The following is a 25352-nucleotide window of genomic DNA, read 5'->3' as shown; positions in this document are numbered from 1 at the left end:
ACTTTAGACTTTAGACTTTAGACTTTAGACTTTAAACTTATGATCAGTATTAAAATATTCTGCCCAGCTACCATCGCCAATCTCAATTGCGGATTTGACGTCATGGGTTTGTGTCTGGAAACTATAGGTGACGAAATGATCATTCGCAAAACACCAAAAAAAGGCATTCATATCACCAAAATCGAAGGCGCCGATTTGCCTTTTGAAACCGAGAAAAACGTGGCTGGTGTTGCAGCATTAGCAGTATTGAATGCTGTAAATTGTGACTTTGGTTTCGAAATCGAAATCTACAAAAAAATAAAAACGGGAAGCGGAATCGGAAGTTCGTCTGCGAGTGCTGCTGGAGCTGTTTTTGGAGTCAACGAATTATTAGGAAGACCATTTACATCGCATCAATTGGTAGATTTTGCGATGAAAGGTGAAGCGATTGCCAGCGGCTGTGAACATGCCGACAACGTTGCTCCTTGCCTACTCGGCGGCTTTACTTTGGTTCGTGGTTATAATCCGTTGGATGTAATACGAATTGACAGTCCAAGTGAATTGTATGCCGTAGTTTTACACCCGCACATCGAACTCAAAACTTCTGATTCGAGAGCCGTTTTAGAACCCACAGTTTCACTAAAAAATGCCATAACACAAACGGGCAATTTAGGCGGATTAATTGCTGGATTGTTTACTGGCAATTACAGTTTAATTGGACGTTCGTTACAAGACGTGATTATTGAGCCTTTACGCAAAAAGTTGATTCCGAATTTTGACGCTACTAAAAATGCCGCATTGCAAAATGACGCGTTGGGTGCTGGAATTTCAGGAGCTGGACCATCCATTTTTGCATTGTGCAGAGGAAAAGAATCAGCCGAAAAAGTCGCTCAAGCCATGAAAGAAAGCTACGCAAACACAGGAATTGTTTTTGATTTGCACATATCTAAAATCAATCCGAATGGAGTAACCGAAATTAAAAATTAAAAATTAGCGGAAATCAGTGTTTGCAAAACATCCGTTTCTTCCGCGTTCCATATGAAAATGAACTATTATAGCCTAAACAACAAGCAGCACAAAGTTTCTTTCCAAGAAGCTGTAATTCAAGGATTAGCGCCTGATAAAGGTTTGTATTTCCCTGAAAACATTCCGACTTTATCACAATCTTTTTTTGATCAAATCGAATCGTTGTCAAATGAAGAAATTGCGTTTCAAGTGATTCAACCGTTTATTAGTGATGAAATTCCGGAAACCGAACTACAAAGTATCATCGCTGAAACTTTGTGCTTTGATTTCCCGTGTGTTGAAGTCGAATCGAACGTATATTCATTAGAATTGTATCATGGTCCAACGATGGCTTTTAAAGACGTTGGTGCTCGATTCATGTCGCGTTGTTTGGGTTATTTCAACCGCAATGACGATAAAAAAGTAACTGTTTTAGTCGCTACTTCGGGTGATACTGGTGGCGCAGTTGCTAGTGGCTTTTTGGGTGTAAAAGGCGTGGATGTGGTGATTTTATATCCATCGGGAAAAGTGAGTGATATTCAAGAACGACAACTTACCGCTTTAGGTCAAAATATTAAAGCGTTAGAAGTAAATGGTGTTTTTGACGATTGTCAAGACATGGTCAAACGAGCTTTTTTGGATGAAACCTTAGCTCATAAGAACCTTACATCGGCCAATTCCATCAATATTGCGCGTTGGTTGCCTCAGATGTTTTATTTTTTCTTTGCGTACAAACAATTGAAAAATCACGACAAATCACTGGTGGTTTCGTGTCCGAGTGGGAATTTCGGAAACATTTGCGCCGGAATTTTAGCTAAAAAATTAGGTTTACCAATCGCTCATTTTGTGGCTTCTACCAATGCCAATGACACAGTTCCACAGTTTTTAGTGAATGGAATTTACACAGCAAAATCTTCTGTTCCAACCATCTCAAATGCCATGGACGTTGGAAATCCGAGTAATTTTGTGCGTATTCAGGAAATGTACAATAACGATTTGGATGAGTTCAAAAAAGATTTTTCATCGTTTACCTATACTGATGATGAAACCCGATTTGCAATGAAAAACATTCATGTGAATTCAGGTTATGTAGCCGAACCACACGGTGCTGTTGGTTATTTAGGTTTGAAGCACGAAATGCAAAACCACCACAACTCGATTGGAGTATTTTTAGAAACAGCACATCCAATCAAATTTTTGAATGTTGTTGAACCCGTTTTGAATATTCAATTACCGATTCCGACTCAAATTGAAAGCGTATTGAATAAAGAAAAAGTGAGTTTAAAAATTAGCACTTATGAAGATTTGAAGACCTTTTTAAGTTAAAATTACTATATTTAGTCCTCGATTAAAATTTGAAACCATGATTCAAGCCGCAACAATAGACGAAGTAATTCATATACTAAACCAAATTATAGCAGACACCAAAAAAGAAGCGTCTCCATTGGGTTATTTTGCCGTTTTGTATTGTAAAGTAACTGAAAAAGTCAAAGAAGGCATACACAATGGTGCTTTTGAAAACGGTCAGCGAATGGAACAATTGGACGTAGTTTTTGCCAATCGATACATCAAAGCGTATTACGAATACAAAGAAAACCACAAACCTTCTGCTTGTTGGGAAGTGGCTTTTAAAGAAGGTAATAATTTTTGGCTGATTGTACTTCAGCATTTACTTTTAGGAATGAATGCACACATCAATTTGGATTTGGGAATTGCAGCAGCAGAAGTTTGTTCGGGTAATGAAATTCACGGTTTAAAGAACGATTTTAACAAAATCAATCAAATACTGGCAAGTTTGGTCAGCAACGTTGAAAAAGCCTTATCGGATGTATGGCCAACACTCAAATGGATTTTGAGTAAAACCAAAGACGTAGATACTTTTTTAATTGACTTTAGTATGCAAACGGCACGTGATGGCGCCTGGGAATTCGCATTGGAATTGGCTCCGATGAATGCTATTGACTTTGACAAAGCAGTACAAGCCCGAGATCAACGGATTGCCGAAATCACCAAGCTCGTTACTGATCCTGGATTTGTGCCGAGTACCATTTTTAAAATCATTCGTTTGTTTGAAAGAGGAAGTGTAGATAAAAAGATTGCTGTTTTACAAAATGTCATTTAACGTTATGAATACTACTATTTCAAACGAAAAATACTCCGCAACCATCAATTCTAAAGGTGCTGAACTGAATTCACTCATTGACAAATCTACTCATCAAGAATACATTTGGGAAGGAAATCCTGAATTTTGGGGCAAACACTCGCCCGTTTTGTTTCCGATTGTTGGTGCTTTGAAAAACGATTCGTATCAATACGATGGTAAAAAATATTCAATGAGTCGGCACGGATTTGCACGCGATTTTGAATTTGAAATCATAAATAGCGATAGTTCATCGATAACTTTTGAGCTGAAAACCAATGAGGAAACGCTCAAAAAATTTCCCTTTCATTTTTCTTTAAAAATAAATTACGAATTAATTGAAAATAAATTAGTTATAAATTACTACATCAACAATAATTCTAACAAAGAAATGCCGTTTTCTATTGGTGCGCATCCAGCGTTTGCATTGCCCAATGAATTTACCAATTATAGTTTGGATTTTGAAAAAGAAGAACAATTATTTACCCACGAATTGGATTCAAATTTATTTTCTGGAGTGACGCGAAACATTGAATTAACCGAAACCAAATTGCCATTAAAGTATTCTCTTTTTGAAAAAGATGCTTTGGTATTTAAAACTCTTCAATCTAAGAAAGTAACAATTCTAGAAAATCACAAACCACTACTCTCAGTTTTGTACGATGATTTTCAAAGTCTGGGAATTTGGACGGTTCAAAATGCGCCTTTCATTTGTATTGAACCTTGGATTGGTTTTGCCGATAATTGGAACAGTACAGGTGATTTATTCCAAAAAGAAGGTATGTGTGTTCTAAAACCTGAATCTGAATTTAAAGCGCAATTTTCGATTGAACTTTTTAACTAAATTACTAATTACCCTATAAAGTTTTGCCGCAGATTCACAGATTTTAAATCATTTAAATCTGTGAATCTGCGGCAAACTATTTTAGAAGCTGAATCAAAACATATAGTTTTAATTCAATTTGAAGTGAATAAACCCTTCGCCATTTTATAACATTTCTCTACAATTATGTAACAGCTTTTTGTCATTTATAATGGAATTTTACCAAAAATATAAGTATGAAAAATTCTGTTCTATATATCGTTGTGCTTTTTTGTCTTACTTTGTTTTCATGCAAAACAGATGAGAAGACAAATCCAGTTAAGAAAGTGGTACGAAAGTCACCCAAAACCATAGTTTATACCTTGCAAAACACCAAAGATTGGATGAAAGTCAATAAATTGGATAGTTTGCAGCAAGACATTGTTTTGGCAATCAACCGAACCGACGAATTACATCTCAATTTAATGGACTCGATTGTAGTTCCGACTGATTTATCGGGTGATTTAGTTTTTTATTTGCCTTTTCCACACGAAGCACCATTTTTGAATGATGTAGATAAAGTGATTTATTTTTCGTATCCGACACAGACTTTTGCGGCTTATGAAAAAGGCATTTTAGTTCGAACCGGGCCAACCAACATGGGAAGAAAAAAAGACCTAACTCCTACTGGATTGTTTTTTACCAATTGGAAAGCCGAAACCACCAACAGTACCTTCAACGACGAATGGGAGTTGAAATGGAACTTCAACATTGAAAACAAATTAGGCGTTGGTTTTCATCAATACGATTTGCCTGGTTATCCTGCGTCGCACTCGTGTTTGCGTTTGCGCGAAAAAGACGCTCAATATCTTTACAATTGGGCCGACGAATGGATTTTGGAAAACGATCAGAAAGTGATGTATAAAGGAACTCCAGTAGTAGTTTTTGGAGCATATAATTTTGATGCACCAAAACCTTGGTTGCAATTGGTTGGCAATCCGAAAGCTTTGGCAATTTCGGTTGAGGAATTGGAGCAACAAACACAACCTTTCTTGAAAAAAATTCGCGCTGAGCAGCAAAAGAAGTAGACAAAATTACTTTGAATTACTTTGCGCCTAGCCCAGATAGTAATGGAAAGCCCGGAATGAAAACTGTTCGTTTTTACTGACTTAAAAAAGCGACCGAAGGAAGCTCTTTTTAAAGCATGAAAAAACAGCAGTTTGAATGAGGACTTGAAATGAAAAGCTGGAAATAGCTTCTATAGTAAACTCAGAAATGCTTTGGGCAAATAGTCAATGCAATCGGAAGCGATAAACGAGTGAAAGCCTTTTTCTGGCAAGGCAATATCAGCCGTCAAGCCGTGAAGGTAAACACCTAGAATTGCCGCTTCGATAGGTTGGTAATTTTGTGCCACTAAACCAGTGATGATTCCGGTCAACACATCGCCCGAACCAGCAGTTGCCAAAGCTTGATTTCCCGTTGTGTTTTTATAACTATTTTCTCCATCTACTATCACTGTTGGCGCGCCTTTGATAATAATTATTATACTATTTTCTGTAGATAATTCAATTACTTTTTGAAGTTTTTCTTCTTCATTTTGCCAAGTGCCAATGAGTCGCTCGAGTTCTTTTTTGTGCGGTGTAAGTATCGCTTTTGAAGGCAATAATGACAACCAAGAGGTATCTTTTGAGAGAATATTCAAGGCATCAGCATCAACAATCAATTGAACTGTATTGTTTTTTAGAAAATTATAGAAAGCGTGTTGAGTAATTTCATCTTGACCGATTCCTACTCCGATTCCGATAGCGTTGGGCATGAAATTGTAATGTACATTGGTGATAATTTCATGGTTTTCATCGGTAATTGCCATGACTTCTGGAATGTAGGTTTGAATGATTTCATATCCACATTTGGGCAAAAAAGCTGTAACTAAGCCGCAACCCGACTTTAGTGCTGCTTTAGACGAAAGACAAACCGAGCCTATTTTTCCGAAGCTTCCACCGATGAGCAAAGCATGACCTTGTTGCCCTTTGTGTGAATCAGCGGGCATGGGTTTGAGTATTTTTTGAATTGCCGTTTTTGAAATTGTTTGGTGTGAAATCATTTTCTTTTAAAGTTACAAAAAATTATCGTTATTTTAGTCGGTTTTAAACACTTTTTTATGGAATCGACCTTTTCTTTCTTGCCTTTTAAAAATTTAGAATCCGAGCGCTTACTATTGCGCCAAGTTACTAACGACGATGTTCAAGAAGTATTTGAATTACGAAGTAATCCGGAAACGATGAAGTACATTCCGCGTCCATTAGTTAGCAACCACGATGAAGCATTGGCTCACATCAAGATGATTAATGATAAAATTGAGACCAACGAAGGCATCAATTGGGCAGTGACTTTGAAGGGAAATAATAAATTATTAGGAATTGTTGGTCATTATAGAATACAATGGCATAATTTTCGTTCTGAAATAGGATATATGTTTTTGCCTGAGTGTCACGGACAAGGAATAGCTACCGAAGTAATTGGCTTATTGATTGATTACGGTTTTAACGAAATGAAAATGCATTCGTTAGAAGCTGTGATCGACCCGAGAAACCTTGCTTCTGGAAGAGTTTTAGAAAAAAACGGCTTTATTAAAGAAGCCCATATTCTTGAAAATGAATTTTACAATGGCGAATTTTTAGATACCGTAATTTATTCCCTTTTGAAGAAAAACCATAACCAATAAACCCAATTTATGAATGAATTTGAAAAGCAGTTTAGCGAATTAGAGAACTTTTTGAAGTTTGACGATTATTTGATACTTACCAAGAGAATCATTGATTTGACCTTAGATACTGAGAATATTGAATTTTACAAGAAGACAAATTCATTTTTAGATTGGTTGGACAAGAATGAAAATACTACCGAAGGTAAAAAGGAAAAATACCAAGCCATTTTAAACGAGTTAAAAACCGAATTACAACACAAAGAGATTCCGGAAAAGAAAATCTTGGTGAGTACATCGCGTTTGGAGAAAAGCTATGGATCGTCGAGTTTTGGTCTCGGACCGATTGACATGGAATTGCGCCAAGGTGATATTCTAGGTTTGGTGGGTGAAAATGGAAATGGAAAAACAACCTTGTTACGCAGTTTGTGCGGCGAATTGTACCCAACGAACGGAGCAATAAAGTACCATTTTGACTATGAAGATGCGTATGATTTGCGCACGAAATTGGTGTACATTCCACAACGCACCGACACTTGGTACGGATCAATGTATCAAAATTTACAATTTACAGCCTCGAGTTACGGCTACAAACCCGAAGAAAATGAGCTGCTGGTAGAATTGATTATTGCTCGATTGGGCTTGCGTAAATTTAGAAATCACAGTTGGAAAAGCTTGTCGTCTGGGTATAAAATGCGTTTTGAATTGGCGCGAATGTTATTACGAAAACCCAAAATTCTTTTAATTGACGAACCATTGGCCAACTTAGATATTTTGGCACAACAAACCGTTCTAGAAGATTTTAGATCGATAGCCAAATCGCCTTTCAGACCATTGGGAATTGTATTGAGTTCACAGCAATTGTACGAAGTGGAAAAAACCTCCGATCAAGTTATTTTCTTGAAACACGGAAAACAGAAAAATTTACACGAAAACAAAACGAGTGAAAATACAACTGAACCAACTAAAAACTTAATTATTGAGTTTGAAAGTGAATGGACACAGAGCCAGCTGGGAGAAACTTTTGGTCAATTAAATATGATTTCGCTTCAGTTTAATGGCGGAACTTATATTGTGAATTTTCCACAAGAAGTTACTTTATATGAAGTGTTACAACTAATAGTTAATCAGAAGATTCCGATTCAGTATTTTAGAAATATTTCCAATTCAACTCGTCGCTTTTTTGTCTCTTAAATTTGTAAATTATGTTTAAAAATATTCAAAAATACTTGCTCATCAATCACCCAATTTTGTGGAATACAAAAGTAGTTCCAGCAACCGTGATTTTACTTGTTCTGAATTTGATTTTCTTTCTTTTGGGGTTGTCCGAAGGGAAATTGGATTTCAACGAAACAGAAAATGATTACAACTTCGGAATTGAAGGCACAGTAATCTTTTTTGGTGTTTTGATTTCGATTGTTTTTATTGTAGTTTGGTTGGTATACTATCTGAAGAACAATTCGTTTAAATCATTCTATCCTAAAAGCAATTTTTCATTATTTAAAGAATGGATGATTCTTTTCTTGGTTTGTTTTTTGACCACATTATTTTCACTTTCTTTTTACTTGGGAAAAGATGTGAGAATCAGAAGTTATTATTCTGAAGCTGAAGCTAAAAAACGATGTGAAATTTTAAGTATGGGATCTTACTTTGTTGATGGCTCCTACTCTAACAATGAATATCGAAATTATGAAGAAGCCAAAGCAATTGAAGCACCTGTAGACACAGTAGATGATTCGCGTATTACTTTTAACAATAGAGAATACAGTTATTTCTCCTTGATAAATAAAAATCTGAATAGCTATCCATTTTTTGATTTCAATACTGACTCAATAAGAGAACGCAAAATAAGGCTTTGGTTGGTCAACCAACAGAAAGATTCAATAAAAAAAGTTTTCAAAGACTACTTATCAATTGCTAAAGAGCATAATTTAAAATCCAATATTGACGAAAACAAATGGTTTGAATTAATCAATGATTATCCCGATTTTGAAAACCACAAATTAATTGGAGGCGATAATGATGGTGCTATTTATTACATTGGAAATTACCAAAATACTGCTTTCGATTCTGTAAACAAATACCTAAAGGTTATTAATAAAGATGAGACCAAAGAATTTTACAGATATTATGTGCCCGAAAAAAGACTGAATTACAATTACGATAAAATTTCAGATTCGTGGGTAAATCCGACTTTTCGTATGGAAACACTTCTGATTTCGTTGTATCTTGGATTGGGATTATCACTTTTGATTTTTGCTTTTAGAGTTACTTCGGGACGAAATTGGTTGATTACAGTAATTGGTTTGGGCGTAATAAACATTGTAATCGGAATCATAGCGGCAATTTGCAGAGAAGATTTGGTTTACCCGACACTATTACTTTTAATTGGTTTATCTTCTATGATTTATTTCTTTGTCACGCTTTCGCGAAAGAAAAGTAAAAACATCTCAGCCATTTTCCTGAATTCAATGTTATGGATTTTACCTGCGATGTTACCTATTCTTTATTTCATGATACAAGAAATTCTTAATGATATGGCTCGTAATGATATTAGTACAACCGAATACATCAAAAATCCTTATCACTTAATGGCAAAACAAATGGATGACTTTGCGCCTTATTTCTTTTATCTAAATTTAGGATTTATGGTACTGATGATGTTACTGCTTTCATTCAAAATCAAGAAATGGCGTGGTTTAGCCGAAGGTTAATAAAAAAATCCCTTTTGTAATGAAAGGGATTTTTTATTGAAGTTTGGGTAAGGTTCGAATGTACAATTGTTCTACTTTCTTTCTCGCCCAATCGGTTTTTCGCAGAAAAGTCAAACTCGATTTAATACTGGGATTATCATTAAAACATTTGATTTTTATCAGTTCACCTAAAGTATCAAATCCGTAGAAATCAACTAATTGTTCTAGCATTTTTTGCAATGTGATTCCGTGTAACGGATTATTTGAATGATTGTTTTCCATAGTACAAAAGTATTCAATCGAAAATAAGAAGCAGAAAAAAACCACCAAAAGTTTCCTAATGGTGGTTTTTTGTTGTGTTTGAATAAAAATTATTGAACCGCAAGCAACGCATTCACATTTCCGTAGCCATAACTTGAATTAGGTGTTGGATAATACGTAGCCGATTGTCTCATTTTGTTAATTACTTGATCGCGTGTCCAAGTTGGGTTTTTAGCCCAAACCAATGCTGCAATTCCAGCCGTAGTCGCTGTAGCTACAGACGAACCACCAACATAATCGGTTTGTGCATTATAATAACTTACAACCGGAACTGTATTTCCTGAACTTGATCTTTGCATTTGTACTGTAAAATCGATTTCAGAACCCGAATGACACACATCACATTTCTGATTAGAAGTTCCTTCAATAACTCCAGTCACCGCTTGAGTTTCTGGCATCCAAGCTGGAAAAATAACACCCACAAAATTGGTAAAACTGGTAGAAGTTCCACCTGCACAAAAAATCAGTTTTCCTCTTGCATGAGCATATTTCACACCATCAGAAATTTTTCCAACTGAGAAAATGTGTCCCATCGACATGGAAATGATTTTCACACTCGAATTATTTCCCAAAGCAGTAAACGCATTTTTCACTCCATTTTGTTCGTGATAACCATCTAAAACCACATTCGAAGCGGCACGATACGTAATTAAGTTCGAGTTGTACGCTACACCAACAGGTTGACCAACATTATTTCGTGGTGAAGCTGCCGCAGAAGCCATACTTGTTCCATGACCACATTGATCGTTTGGACCATCAGTTCCTGTGCTCCAAGGCCAAATAGAATCTACATAAACTCCAAATTTACTGATGCTTCTTCCCGATGATAAGCCATTATTGAAGCTAGTACCAAATAGAGTTTGATTAGGAGAAATTCCGGTATCAATAATACCAATTGTAATTCCGGCTCCAGTACTGTAACTCCACGCACTCGGAATATTATGCTGATAAAAAGCCCAAGGCACTTTGGCGTTTGGTGTTACTGTTGTATAATCGGAAGCACTCAAAGCGGACGATTCAAATCCGCAACCCGAATCCGATTGAATGGTATTTCCACCACCTTTTTGTTGGTTGGATTGATTGGCAAAATAATGATAATCCGCTGGTTCAAAATAACGAATAGAATTAAGTCGGCGCAAAGCAATAACCGTTTCCTGTTTTTCAATCATTACGTCAATTTGATTCAAATAGGCATCCGAAGAAATCAAAATTTTATCCAATTCTTTTCTTTCGTATTGTTGGATGACTGCTAAAATTTCGTTTTGAAGTTGACTGTTATTGGGCGATAAACTTCGGTCAAAATCAGTTGCAGAAGAGCCAAAACCGATGGAAGCCATTTTATTTCCTTGAAAAATGGCACTCCAAAGTAAGTGATTGGACGATTGATTCCAGTCGAAAGAACCATTATTCGAAAAAGCTTGATCAATTTGACCATTAATTTGAGTTGCTGTCAGCGGATTTTTTTGAGCAGCGTCAATTTCGATGGTTTCCATTTGTGTTTCTTCTTTAGTACAAGAAATAAACACAAAAAACAAAGCGAGAAGTTGAAGTGATTTTTTTGCCATTTTATTATAATTTATTGGTTGGTTTTACGAATATAGCATTAAATTATGACATATAATCCAGTATAAACAAAAAAAAGTCGCCCTATTTATTAACAAATAAGGCGATCTTCTTTCACCGATATAATTCGGATCTAACCAATAAATTTTTATTTAGAATATGAATTTGAATCCAAATGCTAACGGAGAAGTTAAAGTTGGCATACTTCCACCTAAAGCTCCATTATAGGTTGATTCAACATTAGCAACGTGAGCTAGAGAAAAATCAGTGATTGTAGTTTTGTCACCAGTCGCTGGTTTCAAAGTAGTTGTACTGAAGTTAGCTAAGTTATATGAAAACTCTACAGAGAAGTTTTTAGTAACAAAATAATCAATACCACCCGACATTGATAAACCAAATTGGTTCACTTTTAAATCACTTTCTTTTTCTTTACCACTAATAATTGGAGCGCCAAGTTGACCGAAGAAATAGAAATTTCCAGCAACATTCCAATATTTTCTTACTAATGGCTCTACAACAAGTAAATTAGTTTTTGCATTGGTAGTTCCAGCTGTTTCATTTTTAATATTAACTGTTCCTACAGCAGCACCAACCGTCACAGATGGAGACACAAAATAACCAACGATTGGTAAAATAGTTGTGTTTGTAGATTTGTCATCGCCAGTTTTTGTTTGATCATAACCAACTTGACAAGTTGCCCACCATGCACCTTGTAATCCTTTACTTTCTTTGTCTTGAGCGTTAGCATTTAATGATAATAAAGCTATTCCTGCTAATAAAAATAATTTTTTCATTTTGTTTTAGTTTTAAATTATGAGACAAATTTATTGTCAAGTTTTAGCATAAAAACTGATATAAGTCATTGTTTGAATTTTATTTTCATAGTAAATAAATTCCTTTTCGTTTTCCTATTTTTGTTACTACCTTTGTCCTGCATGATAAAAACAGCCAACATAGTAAATAAAAGAGCCAAGTTTGATTACGAAATAATTGAAACGTATTCGGCTGGAATTGTTTTAACCGGAACCGAAATCAAATCCATTCGTCTTGGGAAAGCACAGATTGCTGAAAGTTTCTGTGAATTCAATAATGGTGAACTTTTTGCCATCAACACCTATATAGAAGAATACGCTTTTGGAAACCAATTCAATCACAAATCACGAAGTGAGCGAAAATTGCTTTTGAATAAGCGCGAATTGAAATCATTAGCCAGAAGTGTTGAAACCAAAGGATTGACAATTGTTCCTTTGCGATTGTTTACTAATGAAAAAGGATTGGCAAAACTCGAAATTGGTCTTTGCCGTGGAAAGAAAACTTACGATAAAAGAGAATCGTTGAAAGAACAAGATACCAAACGCGATTTGGATCGCATCAAGAAATCGTTCTAAAAAATGAAAGATTTACTAAAAAACGCTCGTGAAAGTAAAAACATTCGAACACGAGAATTGGCTGAACTTACCCAAATTGACCAGGCGTTGATTAGTAAATTTGAAAATGGATTTCGACTTCCTACAGAAAAGCAGATTAAAGTATTATCAGAAGTATTAGGAATCAATCACAACGAACTTCAAATCGCTTGGTACAAACAACGTTTACTTCATAATTTGGATTTTAACCCGAATGCCATTCAAGCCATAACTGAAATTCTAGAGGAAAAAGGCATTCAGGTAGGTCAAGGCGAAAATAAGGAAAACAAAATCGCCGATATTTTGGCTGAAATTGATAATTTGAAGAACAAATTGTCAAATTTGTAGATTTTAATTCTTGTTTTCTAATAAAGGTACAAATTTAAAATCGCCAAACTCGTGCTTTTCAAATTGAGTTTCATTTTTGCGGATGAGCATCGTCATCACTTGTTCATTTTCTCCCAGCGGAATCACCAATCGCCCACCAATTTTTAATTGTGCCATTAAAGGTTGTGGAATAATAGGCGCGCCAGCCGTTACAATGATGCTATCAAACGGAGCATAATTAGGCAATCCTTTGTAACCATCACCAAACGACAAATGCTTCGGACGAATACCTAATTTAGGCAATAATAACGAAGTCGTTTTAAACAATTCATTTTGTCTTTCAACTGAATATACTTTCGCTCCAAGCAAGCACAAAACAGCCGTTTGATAACCACTTCCTGTACCAATTTCCAATATTTTTTGGTCTTTTTTTACTTCCAACAACTGACTTTGAAATGCTACTGTATAAGGTTGCGAAATGGTTTGTCCAGCCGCAATAGGAAAGGCTTTGTCTTGATAGGCAAAATCTTCAAAACTCGAATTTAAAAACAAGTGTCTCGGAATCTTTTTAATGGCTTCCAATACGTTTTTGTCGGTAATTCCTTTTTCTTCCAATAGCTTAGCTAATTGATTTCGAAGTCCTTGATGTTTGTTAGTATCTTTCAATTTGGGTAATAATTTATTTTCGTAAAAATAGAAAACAAATTATCAATTATCAATTACTAATTATCAATTAATTTCTATTTTTGATAAAAATTATCTTTATGCTTAAAGTTGGCGTTTTAGGTGCGGGTCACCTCGGAAAAATACACTTGCGTTTATTACAACAATCTGAAAAATATGAATTGGTTGGCTTTTACGATGAAAATGCCGAATATGCCGAAAAAATCGCAGCCGAATTAGGCTACCAACGTTTTGATACCATAGCCAAATTGATTCATGCAGTAGATGTAATTGATATTGTAACTCCTACTCTTTCTCATTACAAATGTGCCAAAGTTTCAATCAAATCGGGCAAGCATGTTTTTATTGAAAAACCAATTGCCACAACCGTTGAAGAAGCCGAGGAAATCATTGCTTTAGCCAAAGAATACAATGTAAAAGGACAAGTCGGTCACGTAGAACGCTTCAATCCCGCTTTTACGGCTGTGAAAGACCAAATTGAAAATCCGATGTTTATTGAAACGCACCGTTTGGCCGAGTTTAATCCGCGTGGTACAGATGTTCCCGTAGTTTTAGATTTGATGATTCACGACATCGATGCCATTTTAAGCGTCGTAAAATCTAAAGTAAAAGCCGTTCACGCTAGCGGAGTTTCCGTATTGAGTCAATCGCCCGATATTGCCAATGCGCGTTTGGAATTTGAAAATGGTTGTGTAGCTAATATTACTTCGAGTCGAATTTCGATGAAAAACATGCGTAAGTCGCGTTTCTTTCAAAAAGACGCTTACATCTCAGTTGATTATTTGGATAAAATCTGTGAAGTGGTAAAAATGAAGGATGCCCCAGAAGTTCCTGGTGATTTTGATATGATTCTTCAAAATGCCGAAGGTGAAAAAAAGCAAATCTATTTCAATAATCCTGAAGTAGCTCCCAACAATGCTATTTTAGACGAATTAGAAACGTTTGCGGATGCCATCAACAATAACACAACTCCGGTTGTAACCTTGGAAGATGGAACCGAAGCCTTACGTGTGGCCTATATGATAATTGATTCAATGGAACGATAATATGAAAATTGCAACTGTATTTTTTTTCTTATTTACGACTTCTATATTTTCTCAGAATAATTCAGTTTTGAATTTTGAGGATTTAAAACTAAAAATGGAATCCAATTCTATTGATATTAATGATTTGGGGAAGGACGATGAAAATAAATTAACTGAAACAGAGTTAAAAGTGATCGATCTACTTAATAATAAGACTGAAGATTTAAATCAAAAAGACATCACTTTTATAACAGGTTCAACAGGAAAAAGCATTAGTAATAAAAAGTATTTCTTTGAATCCTTCAGAAATAATTATCTCAAAAACAACCTCATTTCATTCAGCATCGTTAAGCTCGACGACGAAAGCAAATTAAGTTCGGATACTGATTATATTATTTTTTATTGGGTAAAAATGTACAATCCTAAATCAAGAACGTTATTAAAAAAAATAAAACAAACTAAACATACATAATGAAAACAATAGCTGTAATAGGAGCAGGAACCATGGGTAACGGAATTGCTCATACTTTTGCACAAAGCGGTTTTACCGTTAAATTAATTGATATTTCTGAGAAATCGTTGGAAAAAGGTATGGCAACCATTGCTTCCAACTTGGATCGAATGGTAACCAAAGGAACCATTTCTGAAGACGACAAACACAAAACCATCAGTAATATTATAACTTACACCGATATTAAAGACGGAGTTGTTGGAACCGATTTAGTAGTGGAAGCGGCAACTGAAAACGTAACGTTGAAGCTCAACATCTTCAAACAATTAAGCGACATTTGCGATCACAATGTGATTTTAGCTACCAATACTTCTTCTATTTCAATTACTCAAATCGCTGCTCAAGTGGTGCATCCTGAGCGCGTTATTGGTATGCATTTTATGAATCCAGTGCCGATTATGAAATTGGTTGAAATCATTCGCGGTTATAATACTTCAGACGAAGTAACCAAAATCATCATGGATTTATCCGTAAAATTAGGCAAAACGCCAACTGAAGTAAATGATTACCCTGGATTTGTAGCCAATCGAATTTTGATGCCAATGATTAATGAATCAATCGAAACGCTTTACAACGGTGTTGCTGGTGTGGAAGAAATCGATACGGTAATGAAGCTAGGAATGGCGCATCCAATGGGACCATTGCAATTAGCTGATTTTATTGGTTTGGATGTTTGTCTTTCGATACTAAACGTAATGTACGATGGATTCAAAAACCCAAAATATGCTCCTTGCCCACTATTGGTCAATATGGTTATGGCAGGAAAACTCGGAGTGAAATCGGGTGAAGGATTCTATGATTACAGCGCAAGCAAAAAAGCAGAGAAAGTTGCAACTCAATTTAGTAAATAGTAAAAAGTGATTAGTGAATAGTTTTAGCCAAACTGCTAATCACTATTCACTAATCACTAATCACTCAAAAAATGTCAAAAATAATCCCATTCAAAGCGGTTCGACCAACTCCCGATAAAGTGGCTTTGGTAACGTGTAGAAATTACGATGATTACAGTCCGGCTGAATTAGCTGCATGGCTGAATTTCAATCCGTATTCTTTTTTGCATGTGATTAATCCAGCCTACATTCATGCTCAAAAAATCACTTTGGATAAACGATTCAAAGGTGTTGCTCACAAATACCAGGATTTTAAAAACGAAGGAATATTTATTGAAGACGATAAACCAGTCTTTTTCCTCTATCAAATTCAGAACAAAACACAATCGTTCACTGGAATTATCGCTGGAACATCAGTTGAAGATTATAAAAATAATGTAATCAAGAAACACGAAGACACTTTACAATATCGAGTGGAATTGTTTAAGGATTATTTGCATCAAACTGGGTTTAATACTGAACCCGTTTTGATTACGTATCCTGATCATTCTGATGTTAATAATTGGATTGGAGAAAAGAAAAAATCACAACCGATTTACAATTATTCTACCACCAACAAAGAACAACATACTGTTTGGAAAATTGATTCAAATGAAGAAATCAAATGGCTTCAAAATCAGTTTGCTGCTATTCCTGAATTGTACATTGCCGATGGCCACCATCGTTCGGCTTCTGCAGAATTATTATACGATCAAGACCAACATCTAGGCAACGAAAATCTCAATTATTTTATGAGTTTTTTAATTGCCGAAAGCAACGTCAAAATCTACGAGTACAACCGAATCATTCGCGATTTAAATGGGCATTCAAAAGACGACTTTATTTTGAAATTGTCTGAGCATTTCATCATCAAAAGCAAAGAACAAGAACTATGGAAGCCACAAAGCAAGTTCGAATTCGGAATGTATTTGGACGGAAGCTTTTACGCTCTTTTCTATAAGGTCAATGACAATGATAACAGCAAAAGTCAAAATTCAATTTTAGCCAATTTAGATGCTCAAATTTTGTACGACAAAGTACTGCAACCGTTACTCGGCATCGAAGACTTACGCAACGACGAACGTATTGAATACATTCCGGGAAAACAATCCATTTTAACCATAAAAGAATTGGTTGATGAAGGTGAATTTGAAGTTGGGTTTATGCTCTACCCCAGCGATATTTCTGAAATTAAAGCGTTGGCTGATAATAATTTAATCATGCCGCCAAAAAGTACCTACATCGAACCTAAATTTAGAAGTGGTTTGGTAGTTTATGAATTGTAGGTGAAAACTACAAAATAAAATTTTTCGAATATATTTCTCAATGAAAAAAATTCTTTTCTTGCTGCTGGTCTCAATTTCATCGTTTTCTCAAAACAAATCATTTACTATCAAACAAATTGATAGTATTTGTTTAAAATCAAAAAAAAATATTGAAGAGAAGTTTGAAATAGAAAGAGAATACAAGATTGTTATTAAAAATAAAACAACCAAAAAAATTAAAATTAAATCTGAAGCAGTATTAAAAATATATAAGATTTCATATTTCGATACAATAAAGGTTGATACAATGGAAATAGACGGTCCAAGTTATTCAATTCCAGAACCTGAAATAATCAAAGCAACGTATGAATATGATATTATCTATAATAAAAATAGTGTTGAAAATGTTTTTGTAGAATTTTATTACAGTAATAATAAAATTGAGTACATCAATGTTAAAAATAGTTACTACAAAGGCAATTTCAATGTTTTTCTAAAAAATCCAGATTCAGATACATTTAAAGATTATGACAATTATTTCAGTTTTTGTGAAAGTTTTAAATATTGGGTTCATGGGTTATCTAACAAAATAAATAACATTTTTTACGAAAGAAAATGGAAATAATTAAACAAAACCTACTCCAAATACAATCCCAACTTCCTGAACACGTTACATTAGTAGCCGTTTCTAAAACCAAACCAGTCGACGATTTAATGGAGGCTTACAACACAGGCCAACGCATATTTGGTGAAAACAAAATTCAGGAAATGACCGAAAAGTGGCAGCAAATGCCCAAAGATATTGAATGGCACATGATTGGTCACGTGCAATCAAACAAGGTCAAATACATGATTCCGTACGTGAAATTAATTCATGGAGTAGACAGTCTTAAACTACTCAAAGAAATCAATCGACTAGCCGCGAAATGGCGCAAAAAAGTAGATTGTCTGTTGCAAATTCATATTGCGGAAGAAGACACTAAATTTGGGTTGGATGAAAAAGAATTGGAAGAGATTCTAAATTCAGATGAACTCAAAACCTTTCAAAACATCCGAATAGTTGGATTGATGGGAATGGCTACTTTTACTGATGACTCCGAACAAATTAAAAGAGAATTTCAACATTTAAAATCAATTTTTGACAAAAACAGTGAACTGAAAACTGAAAACTGTCAACTGAACACTCTTTCAATGGGAATGTCGGGCGATTACGAACTCGCAATTGAATGCGGAAGCACGATGGTTCGAATTGGAAGTAGTATCTTTGGGGGAAGAAAATAGAAAAAAGAAGAAAGACCGTTTCACTGAAAGATAAAATCTTACAGAGAATCTTGCCTCTTGCAGCGAAGCGGTCTTTCAGCAAAGCGATCTTAAAAAATGTACGCAATACTCGACATAGAAACCACTGGAGGTCAATTCAACGAAGAAGGAATTACCGAAATCGCCATCTACAAATTTGACGGTCGCGAAGTCGTAGATCAATTCATCAGTTTGGTCAATCCAGAAAAGGAAATTCAACCTTTTGTGGTAAAGTTAACCGGAATCAATAATGCAATGTTACGCTCGGCTCCAAAGTTTTACGAAGTAGCCAAACGCATCATCGAAATCACTCAAGATTGCATTTTAGTGGCGCACAATACGAGTTTTGATTACCGCATTTTACGCACCGAATTTACCCGTTTGGGTTACGATTTTATTAGGCCAACGCTTTGTACGGTCGAACTTTCTAAAAAATTGATTCCCGGAATGGATTCGTACAGTTTAGGGAAATTAGTTCGCGCTTTGGGAATTCCAGTCACCGACCGACACCGAGCCAGTGGTGATGCGATTGCCACTGTGAAATTGTTCAAATTATTGTTATCCAAAGACGTTGAAAAAGAAATACTCATCAGTTCGATCAAAGCAGAAATCAAAAGTGGTTTGACTCCGAAATTGTTGGATATAGTAGAAAGTTTGCCTAACAAAACCGGAATCTATTACATACACAACGAAAAAGGAAATCTAATCTATATTGGTAAAAGTAAAAACATCAAAAAACGCGTCAATCAGCATTTTACAGGCAAAACCAATAAGTGCAAAAAGATACAATTGGAAGTTTTTGCCGTGACTTATGAAGAAACAGGAAGCGAATTGATTGCTTTGCTCAAAGAAAGCGAAGAAATCAAAATCAACAAACCGATTTACAACCGTGCGCAGCGCAAAAGTATTTTTCAATGGGCATTGTACGAAGTTTTGAATGAAGAAGGATATTTGAGTTTGCAATTGCAAAAAGCCGACGGCAGAAAAAAGGAAATCACCGCTTTCACTTCGATTCAAGAAGGAAAAAATGCCTTGTTCAGAATCACCGAAAAATACAATTTATGCCAGAAAATAAATGGGTTATACGAAAGTAAAAATTCGTGTTTTCAATACAAAATAAAGGAATGTAACGGCGCATGTATACAGAAAGAATCACCTGATGAATACAACCAGCGTGTAGAAGATTTCATCAACGAGATGTCGTTTGACAACAACAATATGGTCATTGTTGATCGCGGTCGAAAAATCGACGAGCGCAGTGCGGTGTTGATTGAAAACGGCATTTACAAAGGCTATTGTTTTTACGATTTGAATTATCAGATTAACAACATCGAAATACTTAAAAACATATTGATTCCGATGCAAAATAACCGCGATACACGTTCCATTATACAAAGTTATTTACGAAAGAATAAAGTGATGAAAGTGATTCAATTTTAGAAGCTATTTCCCGCTTTCGCCTTTATCTCCGATTGGCAAAAAACTACAGGCGAAGCCTTTGTTTTTGTCCATCGGAGGATATCGGCTCTATCGGGGCTAGGGCAATCACTTCAACATTCAACATTCGTTATTGAATATTCAAAATTGATTGAATGTTGAACAAGGAACAAGGAATTTTCAATTTTGAAGTGTAATAAAAATTAATATGAAGTATCTAATCACCATCATCGGTCCAACTGCCATCGGAAAAACTTCCTTGAGCATTGCTTTGGCTCAGCATTTTGGTTGTGATATTATTTCATGTGATAGTCGACAGTTTTACAAAGAAATGAAAATCGGCACTGCTGTTCCAAATGATGAAGAATTGGCAGCAGCAACACATCATTTCATTCAAAATAAATCCATTTTTGAGAATTATTCGGTGGGCGATTTTGAGCAAGAAGCCATTGCGAAACTCGACGAATTGTTTGAAAAAAACAACATCCAAATTATGGTCGGTGGTTCGGGTTTGTATGTGGATGCGGTATTGAAAGGATTTGATGATTTTCCGGCTATTGACAAATCAGTGAGAGAGCAAATCAATGCCGATTTTGATGCATTCGGAATTGACTATTTACAGAAAAAATTACAAGAATTAGATAGTGATTATTTCAATTCGATTTCGAGTGAAAATCCGCAGACCTTACAAAATCCACAACGCATGAAACGCTTTGTAGAAGTGTGTTTGGGAACTGGAAGACCGTATTCGTCGTTTTTAAACCAGAAGAAAAATACACGAAACTTCACTCCTATTATCATTGGTCTGGAAGCAGAACGCGAAGTCATGTACAACCGAATCAACCAACGAGTTGACATCATGATGAACGAAGGTTTACTAGAAGAAGCTAAAAATTTATATCCAAATAAGCACTTGAATGCCTTACAAACGGTTGGTTACCGCGAATTGTTTGACTACTTTGACGGAACTACGAGTTTGGATTTTGCCATAGAAGAAATCAAGAAAAACACACGCCGATTTGCCAAGAGACAACTGACTTGGTTCAAGCGAACGGAAAATGTGGTTTGGTTTGATTATCTTGCAAGTGTTGATGAAATAATAGAGCTAATAGAAAAGGTTGTAGGTTATAGGTTGTAGGTTATAGGTTAATAAAATTTTTTTCCATTTAAAATTAATGTTACTTTCCAATTGATAATAAAAATACAACTCACAACCCACAACTTACAACCCACAACTTACAACTTAGAACTTAGAACTTACAACACATAACTAAAATGCCCATATCTAAAGACTTCACCTCTATCCTCACCAAAGATTGGGAAATTAATTTCCTGCAATGTTATCCTAATATGCTCCTGAAATACACCGAATTGTGCAATATTTTGCAATTGACTGCTGCCCGACATTCGGAAGTGGGCGGAATCAGTTTTAGTGATATGCAAGAATTTCATCAGGCTTGGGTGTTGAGTAGAATGCGTGTTGAGATTACTCGAATGCCCAAATGGAAAGAAAAAGTTACGGTAAAAACGTGGATACAATCACTGGAGAATTCGCGTTCTATTCGGTGTTTGGAATTGTATGTTGGGGAAGAAAAAGTAGTCGGTTGTGAAACGTTTTGGGCCGTTTTAAATACCCAAACGCGTCGACCTGAAGCTTTGGCGTTGCCTCATGAACATTTTGAAAAATACCCTAATAACAGAGCGACATCAAAAAGCTTCACAAAAATTGAAATTGGAGAAGATCGAGTTAGTGTAGCGGAACGAAAAGTACTTTTATCCGATTTGGATATCGTGAATCATGCCAACAATGTGAAATATTTAGAATGGTGTTTGGATGATGCGGATTCGAAGTGGATCATGAGTGGCCAATTGAAAGCATTTGAAATGAACTTTTTGAAAGAAGTAGGTTTGAACGATACCATTTCTGTTGAAAAGAACACTTCAGAGCATGAGTTGATTTATACGGTAAATAAAGATTTAAAAACCTGTTTTGTACTTTCACTAGAGTTCTAACCCTGATTGAAGTGGAAAGCATTTGAAGCTTGAATTGGATTTTTTCTTGGACTAAAAAAGCGACCCAAGAAGCTCTTTTTAGGCCTTAGAAAAAACCAATACAAGCAAAAATCTTGGAGCGGAAAGCAGGAATAGTTTCAAAAAAATTAGCCACTAATTCGCAGATTTTAAAATCATCTGTGAATCAGTGGCGGAAAAAATTTAGTTCTGAAATTTATTTGTGAACTACTAAGCGGAAACCTTCACCGTGAATGTTGAGGACTTCTACTTTTGGATCTTCTTTTAGGTATTTTCTTAATTTGGCGATGTACACGTCCATACTTCTGGAAGTGAAATAGTTATCGTCTCTCCAAATTTTGGTTAACGCTAATTCACGTGGCATCAAATCGTCTTCGTATAAAGCTAACATTTTAAGTAACTCATTTTCTTTTGGTGACAATTTGATTGGTTCTTGACCTGGGAAAGTTAAGAAACGCAACTTAGAATTGAGGTGAAACTGTCCGATTTGGAATTCAAATTTCACGTTTTCAGGCTTGGTTTCAGAGGATTTACGTTGGATGATGGCTTTGATTTTCATCAACAATACTTCTGAATCAAAAGGTTTGTTAAGGTAATCATCGGCACCAACTTTGTATCCTTTCAAAACATCTTCCTTCATGGTTTTGGCCGTTAAGAAAATGATTGGAATTTCCTTGTTTTTTTCGCGAATTTCTTTGGCTAAAGTATAACCATCTTTGTAAGGCATCATAACGTCAAGGATGCACAGGTCATAATTGTCTTTTTTGAATTTCTCGAAGCCTTCCATTCCGTTTTTAGCTAATACAACATCAAAGTCGTTCAGCATCAAATAGTCTTTTAAAATGGCTCCAAAATTTTGATCGTCTTCTACGAGTAGAATTTTTTTGTTTTCTTTTTCCATGTTTTTTTTAATTAATCAATGGCAATTTTATAGTGAATGTACTTCCTTTTCCTTTTTCGCTTTCTACAAAAACCTGACCATTGTGATCTTCCACAATCCGTTTTACGTAGGCTAGACCAAGTCCGTGACCTTTTACGTTGTGAATATCGCCTGTGTGCTCGCGGTAGAATTTTTCGAAAATTCGTTTTTGAGCGGCTTTACTCATTCCGATTCCTTGGTCGGTAATTTTGATAATGACAAAATCCTTAATGTTCTCGGTCGTTATATGAATAACGGGCGGATTAACAGAATATTTCATGGCATTATCCAAAATATTAACAATTACATTAGTAAAATGAACGTCATTTAACAGTACTGTATTTCTAGTTGCCTGAAAATTAGTATCAATAGATCCGTTTTTGTCTTCAATAATTAAATTGACATGATCTACGGCATCGAGGATAATATTTTCAATATTTTGTGATTCTTTATTAATATCGAGCTCTTTTTTCTCTAGTTTTGAAATGCGAAGCACATTTTCTACTTGTGCGTGCATTCGTTTGTTTTCGTCGCGTATCATCTGCAAATAGCGGTGAATTTTCTCTTTATCATCAATCACTTTAGGATTTTTTATGGCGTCTAAAGCTAAGTTTATTGTTGCAATTGGTGTTTTAAATTCGTGAGTCATATTATTGATGAAATCGGTTTTGATTTCAGAAATCTGACGTTGTTTAATCAACTGATTTAAAGCACTTGTGTAAGCTATAATAATGATTAAGGTAAAAATAATTGACAGTAAAGTGATTCCGATAATTTCTTTAAACAAGAACTTTTTCTTTTGTGGAAACGTAATTAACAACTGATATTTAGTGTTGTCTTCGTTGTCCAAGAAAATCGGAATAGTGTACGTTGCGTATTTATCAAATTTGAAATTTTCAGATTTAATTTTGGTCGCTAAACCATTACTGTAAACACTGTACTCATATGGAGTAGTGACGCCATATTCTTTTAGTTCTTTGAGTAACAAATCATTAATCATTTCTTTGTTCACTCTACTATAAATGGGCATTGCCGCTGCTATGTCTTTGTACGCAATTTCAAATTGAGCATCATTTAATATGGGCAATGATCCTGATTTTTCAATGGTTAAACTCGGTGTTTTGTCTTTTTGAATTCCCATATTATCAAATGGGCTTTCGTTGTACACTTGAGTTTTTCTTTTAGCAGAAAATGATTTTATCGTTGTACTGTCAGATTTTTTTTCAAAGAACGAAGATAAAACTCCGTAATCAAGAGCAATAATACTATTAGAATAAATGATGGTTTCGTTTGTTTTGGAGTTGCGTTGGTAGTAACCATACTCAATTAAATCATTTCTAAGCGGCTCTTTACCAATACTATCCTTTAGTTTCTGGTACTTTTCGTAGAAGGTATATTCTTCCTTTTTTTGGAGTTTTTCAGCTACGTTACCTAAAACTTGCTTAACGTGAAATCGGAACTGTTCTTCGTTGTTTTCTAATGAGGTGTTGAACCAATAAACCTGTACTAAAATAATACCGATTAGGGACAAACTCATTAAAAAAACCAATAGCCTAAAAACAAACTTATTCATCACTACAAATTTAGGATTTTAACATTTAGCATGACAAAGCATTAACCAAACATTAACATTGAGTGAATTAATTAATTATTTTCTAATAAATTAAGAATTTGGTCGGTTTGTTTTTTAGCTTCTTCAAGGGATTCATTTTTAATAATGTAGTCACTTTTGGAAATACGTTCTTCGTCAGTAATCTGATTGTTAATCCGTTGAAGAACTTTATCTCGTGTTGTATTATCGCGTTGAATTACGCGTTCAATTCGGGTTTCTAAAGGCGCAATTACTGAGATAACCGAATCGCAATCTTTGTAACTTCCGCTTTCAAAAAGAATGGCTGCTTCTTTTACAATAATAGGCTTATTTTGGTTTTGTTTTACCCAATTGTCAAAATGAATTTTAACAGCAGGATGCACAATAGCATTGAGCTGTTTTAATTTTTCTGGATTTCCAAAAACAATTGAGGCTAATTTTTGTCGGTCCAAAACACTATTAGTTGTTATGTCTTCGTTGAATGTTGCATTAATTTTAGCAATGATTTCGGGTTGCTCCATTACTTTTTTAGCTTCAGTATCAGAAATGTAAACTGGTATTGCTTTCGACTGGATGTAAGTTGCAATAGTTGTTTTACCACTTCCGATTCCGCCAGTTAACCCGATTATTTTTGTTTTTATGACATTCTTTTTGGTTTCAATTGACTTTGGTGTTGAATTAACTTCAACAATTGGAGTTGCAATTGGATTTGAAACCGGAACATCTTTTGATTCTTCACTTACAATTGGCTTTGATGTGGTGGTAAAACTTTCTACCACTT

The 25352-nt window shown here is 35.1% G+C and carries 27 protein-coding genes; 19 read left to right on the top strand and 8 right to left on the bottom strand.

The window, feature by feature from the left end; genetic code table 11:
* The first annotated feature begins 39 nt into the window (after positions 1 to 39).
* From VK161_RS11650 to VK161_RS11630, 5 genes are all read left to right on the top strand, one after another.
* Complete coding sequence (locus VK161_RS11650) at positions 40 to 966, top strand: homoserine kinase (RefSeq protein ID WP_324214956.1); 927 nt, start codon at positions 40 to 42, stop codon at positions 964 to 966.
* Between the two features lie 57 nt (positions 967 to 1023).
* Positions 1024 to 2310 carry a threonine synthase gene (thrC, locus tag VK161_RS11645; RefSeq protein ID WP_324214955.1) on the top strand — a complete coding sequence of 429 codons (1287 nt, stop codon included), beginning with the start codon at positions 1024 to 1026 and terminating at the stop codon, positions 2308 to 2310.
* A gap of 37 nt (positions 2311 to 2347) precedes the next feature.
* On the top strand, positions 2348 to 3106 hold the full coding sequence (locus VK161_RS11640; RefSeq protein ID WP_324214954.1) for a DUF5995 family protein: 759 nt from the start codon (positions 2348 to 2350) through the stop codon (positions 3104 to 3106).
* Complete coding sequence (locus tag VK161_RS11635; protein ID WP_324214953.1) at positions 3096 to 3968, top strand: aldose 1-epimerase family protein; 873 nt, start codon at positions 3096 to 3098, stop codon at positions 3966 to 3968. Before VK161_RS11640 ends, VK161_RS11635 begins: the two co-directional genes overlap by 11 nt.
* Before the next feature lie 215 nt (positions 3969 to 4183).
* A complete protein-coding gene (locus tag VK161_RS11630; protein WP_324214952.1) occupies positions 4184 to 5014 on the top strand; it encodes a L,D-transpeptidase in 831 nt (276 codons plus the stop codon).
* Positions 5015 to 5184: 170 nt separating this feature from the next.
* On the opposite strand, the gene VK161_RS11625 is transcribed toward VK161_RS11630, so the two are convergent.
* A complete protein-coding gene (locus VK161_RS11625; protein ID WP_324214951.1) occupies positions 5185 to 6030 on the bottom strand; it encodes an NAD(P)H-hydrate dehydratase in 846 nt (281 codons plus the stop codon).
* 57 nt (positions 6031 to 6087) lie between these two features.
* Between VK161_RS11625 and VK161_RS11620 the strand changes: the two genes are divergently transcribed.
* Genes VK161_RS11620 through VK161_RS11610 form a run of 3 tightly spaced genes read left to right on the top strand, consistent with a single transcriptional unit; the run spans position 6088 to position 9344 of the window.
* Complete coding sequence (locus VK161_RS11620) at positions 6088 to 6651, top strand: GNAT family N-acetyltransferase (RefSeq protein ID WP_324214950.1); 564 nt, start codon at positions 6088 to 6090, stop codon at positions 6649 to 6651.
* Between the two features lie 9 nt (positions 6652 to 6660).
* Positions 6661 to 7824, top strand: coding sequence for an ABC transporter ATP-binding protein (locus tag VK161_RS11615; protein WP_324214949.1), 1164 nt, complete (start codon positions 6661 to 6663; stop codon positions 7822 to 7824).
* A gap of 11 nt (positions 7825 to 7835) precedes the next feature.
* Complete coding sequence (locus tag VK161_RS11610) at positions 7836 to 9344, top strand: hypothetical protein (protein ID WP_324214948.1); 1509 nt, start codon at positions 7836 to 7838, stop codon at positions 9342 to 9344.
* 33 nt (positions 9345 to 9377) lie between these two features.
* Here the strand turns inward: VK161_RS11610 and VK161_RS11605 are convergent, their stop codons facing one another.
* From VK161_RS11605 to VK161_RS11595, 3 genes are all read right to left on the bottom strand, one after another.
* Complete coding sequence (locus VK161_RS11605; protein ID WP_324214947.1) at positions 9378 to 9605, bottom strand: VF530 family protein; 228 nt, start codon at positions 9603 to 9605, stop codon at positions 9378 to 9380.
* 89 nt (positions 9606 to 9694) lie between these two features.
* Entirely contained in the window at positions 9695 to 11209 is a 1515-nt protein-coding gene (locus tag VK161_RS11600; RefSeq protein ID WP_324214946.1) for a S8/S53 family peptidase, read from the bottom strand.
* Between the two features lie 150 nt (positions 11210 to 11359).
* Entirely contained in the window at positions 11360 to 12001 is a 642-nt protein-coding gene (locus VK161_RS11595; protein ID WP_324214945.1) for an outer membrane beta-barrel protein, read from the bottom strand.
* 141 nt (positions 12002 to 12142) lie between these two features.
* On the opposite strand from VK161_RS11595, the gene smpB reads away from it, so the two are divergent.
* Positions 12143 to 12595 (top strand): SsrA-binding protein SmpB, encoded by a 453-nt coding sequence (gene smpB / locus VK161_RS11590; RefSeq protein WP_324214944.1) that lies wholly within the window; start codon positions 12143 to 12145, stop codon positions 12593 to 12595.
* A 3-nt stretch (positions 12596 to 12598) separates the two neighbouring features.
* Positions 12599 to 12961, top strand: coding sequence for a helix-turn-helix transcriptional regulator (locus tag VK161_RS11585; protein ID WP_324214943.1), 363 nt, complete (start codon positions 12599 to 12601; stop codon positions 12959 to 12961).
* A 3-nt stretch (positions 12962 to 12964) separates the two neighbouring features.
* Here the strand turns inward: VK161_RS11585 and VK161_RS11580 are convergent, their stop codons facing one another.
* Positions 12965 to 13606, bottom strand: a complete 642-nt coding sequence (locus VK161_RS11580) for a protein-L-isoaspartate(D-aspartate) O-methyltransferase (RefSeq protein WP_324214942.1) — start codon at positions 13604 to 13606, stop codon at positions 12965 to 12967.
* Positions 13607 to 13704: 98 nt separating this feature from the next.
* Between VK161_RS11580 and VK161_RS11575 the strand changes: the two genes are divergently transcribed.
* The 9 genes from VK161_RS11575 (at position 13705) to VK161_RS11535 (ending at position 22043) form a co-directional block, all read left to right on the top strand.
* Positions 13705 to 14670, top strand: a complete 966-nt coding sequence (locus tag VK161_RS11575; RefSeq protein ID WP_324214941.1) for a Gfo/Idh/MocA family oxidoreductase — start codon at positions 13705 to 13707, stop codon at positions 14668 to 14670.
* A gap of 94 nt (positions 14671 to 14764) precedes the next feature.
* On the top strand, positions 14765 to 15121 hold the full coding sequence (locus VK161_RS11570) for a hypothetical protein (protein ID WP_324214940.1): 357 nt from the start codon (positions 14765 to 14767) through the stop codon (positions 15119 to 15121).
* Entirely contained in the window at positions 15121 to 16011 is an 891-nt protein-coding gene (locus VK161_RS11565) for a 3-hydroxybutyryl-CoA dehydrogenase (protein WP_324214939.1), read from the top strand. The genes VK161_RS11570 and VK161_RS11565 overlap by 1 nt, the downstream gene beginning before the upstream one ends.
* A gap of 71 nt (positions 16012 to 16082) precedes the next feature.
* Positions 16083 to 17315: a DUF1015 domain-containing protein gene (locus VK161_RS11560; protein WP_324214938.1), complete on the top strand. Its 1233-nt coding sequence runs from the start codon at positions 16083 to 16085 to the stop codon at positions 17313 to 17315.
* Between the two features lie 40 nt (positions 17316 to 17355).
* Entirely contained in the window at positions 17356 to 17919 is a 564-nt protein-coding gene (locus VK161_RS11555; RefSeq protein WP_324214937.1) for a hypothetical protein, read from the top strand.
* Positions 17910 to 18575, top strand: a complete 666-nt coding sequence (locus VK161_RS11550; RefSeq protein ID WP_324214936.1) for a YggS family pyridoxal phosphate-dependent enzyme — start codon at positions 17910 to 17912, stop codon at positions 18573 to 18575. Before VK161_RS11555 ends, VK161_RS11550 begins: the two co-directional genes overlap by 10 nt.
* Positions 18576 to 18671: 96 nt before the next feature.
* Entirely contained in the window at positions 18672 to 20033 is a 1362-nt protein-coding gene (locus VK161_RS11545; RefSeq protein ID WP_324214935.1) for an exonuclease domain-containing protein, read from the top strand.
* 205 nt (positions 20034 to 20238) lie between these two features.
* Positions 20239 to 21168, top strand: coding sequence for a tRNA (adenosine(37)-N6)-dimethylallyltransferase MiaA (gene miaA / locus VK161_RS11540; RefSeq protein ID WP_324214934.1), 930 nt, complete (start codon positions 20239 to 20241; stop codon positions 21166 to 21168).
* 137 nt (positions 21169 to 21305) lie between these two features.
* Complete coding sequence (locus VK161_RS11535; protein ID WP_324214933.1) at positions 21306 to 22043, top strand: acyl-[acyl-carrier-protein] thioesterase; 738 nt, start codon at positions 21306 to 21308, stop codon at positions 22041 to 22043.
* A 214-nt stretch (positions 22044 to 22257) separates the two neighbouring features.
* Here VK161_RS11535 and VK161_RS11530 read toward each other — a convergent pair whose 3' ends face one another.
* From VK161_RS11530 to coaE, 3 genes are all read right to left on the bottom strand, one after another.
* Positions 22258 to 22962: a response regulator transcription factor gene (locus VK161_RS11530; RefSeq protein ID WP_324214932.1), complete on the bottom strand. Its 705-nt coding sequence runs from the start codon at positions 22960 to 22962 to the stop codon at positions 22258 to 22260.
* Positions 22963 to 22969: 7 nt separating this feature from the next.
* Positions 22970 to 24553 carry a HAMP domain-containing sensor histidine kinase gene (locus VK161_RS11525; protein WP_324214931.1) on the bottom strand — a complete coding sequence of 528 codons (1584 nt, stop codon included), beginning with the start codon at positions 24551 to 24553 and terminating at the stop codon, positions 22970 to 22972.
* Positions 24554 to 24624: 71 nt separating this feature from the next.
* Complete coding sequence (gene coaE, locus VK161_RS11520) at positions 24625 to 25350, bottom strand: dephospho-CoA kinase (RefSeq protein ID WP_324215113.1); 726 nt, start codon at positions 25348 to 25350, stop codon at positions 24625 to 24627.
* Positions 25351 to 25352: the final 2 nt, after the last annotated feature.

Origin of the sequence: Flavobacterium sp. (assembly GCF_035299245.1) — a bacterium.
Classification (GTDB): Bacteria; Bacteroidota; Bacteroidia; order Flavobacteriales; family Flavobacteriaceae; genus Flavobacterium.
This window is presented reverse-complemented; position numbering and strand designations above follow the sequence as displayed.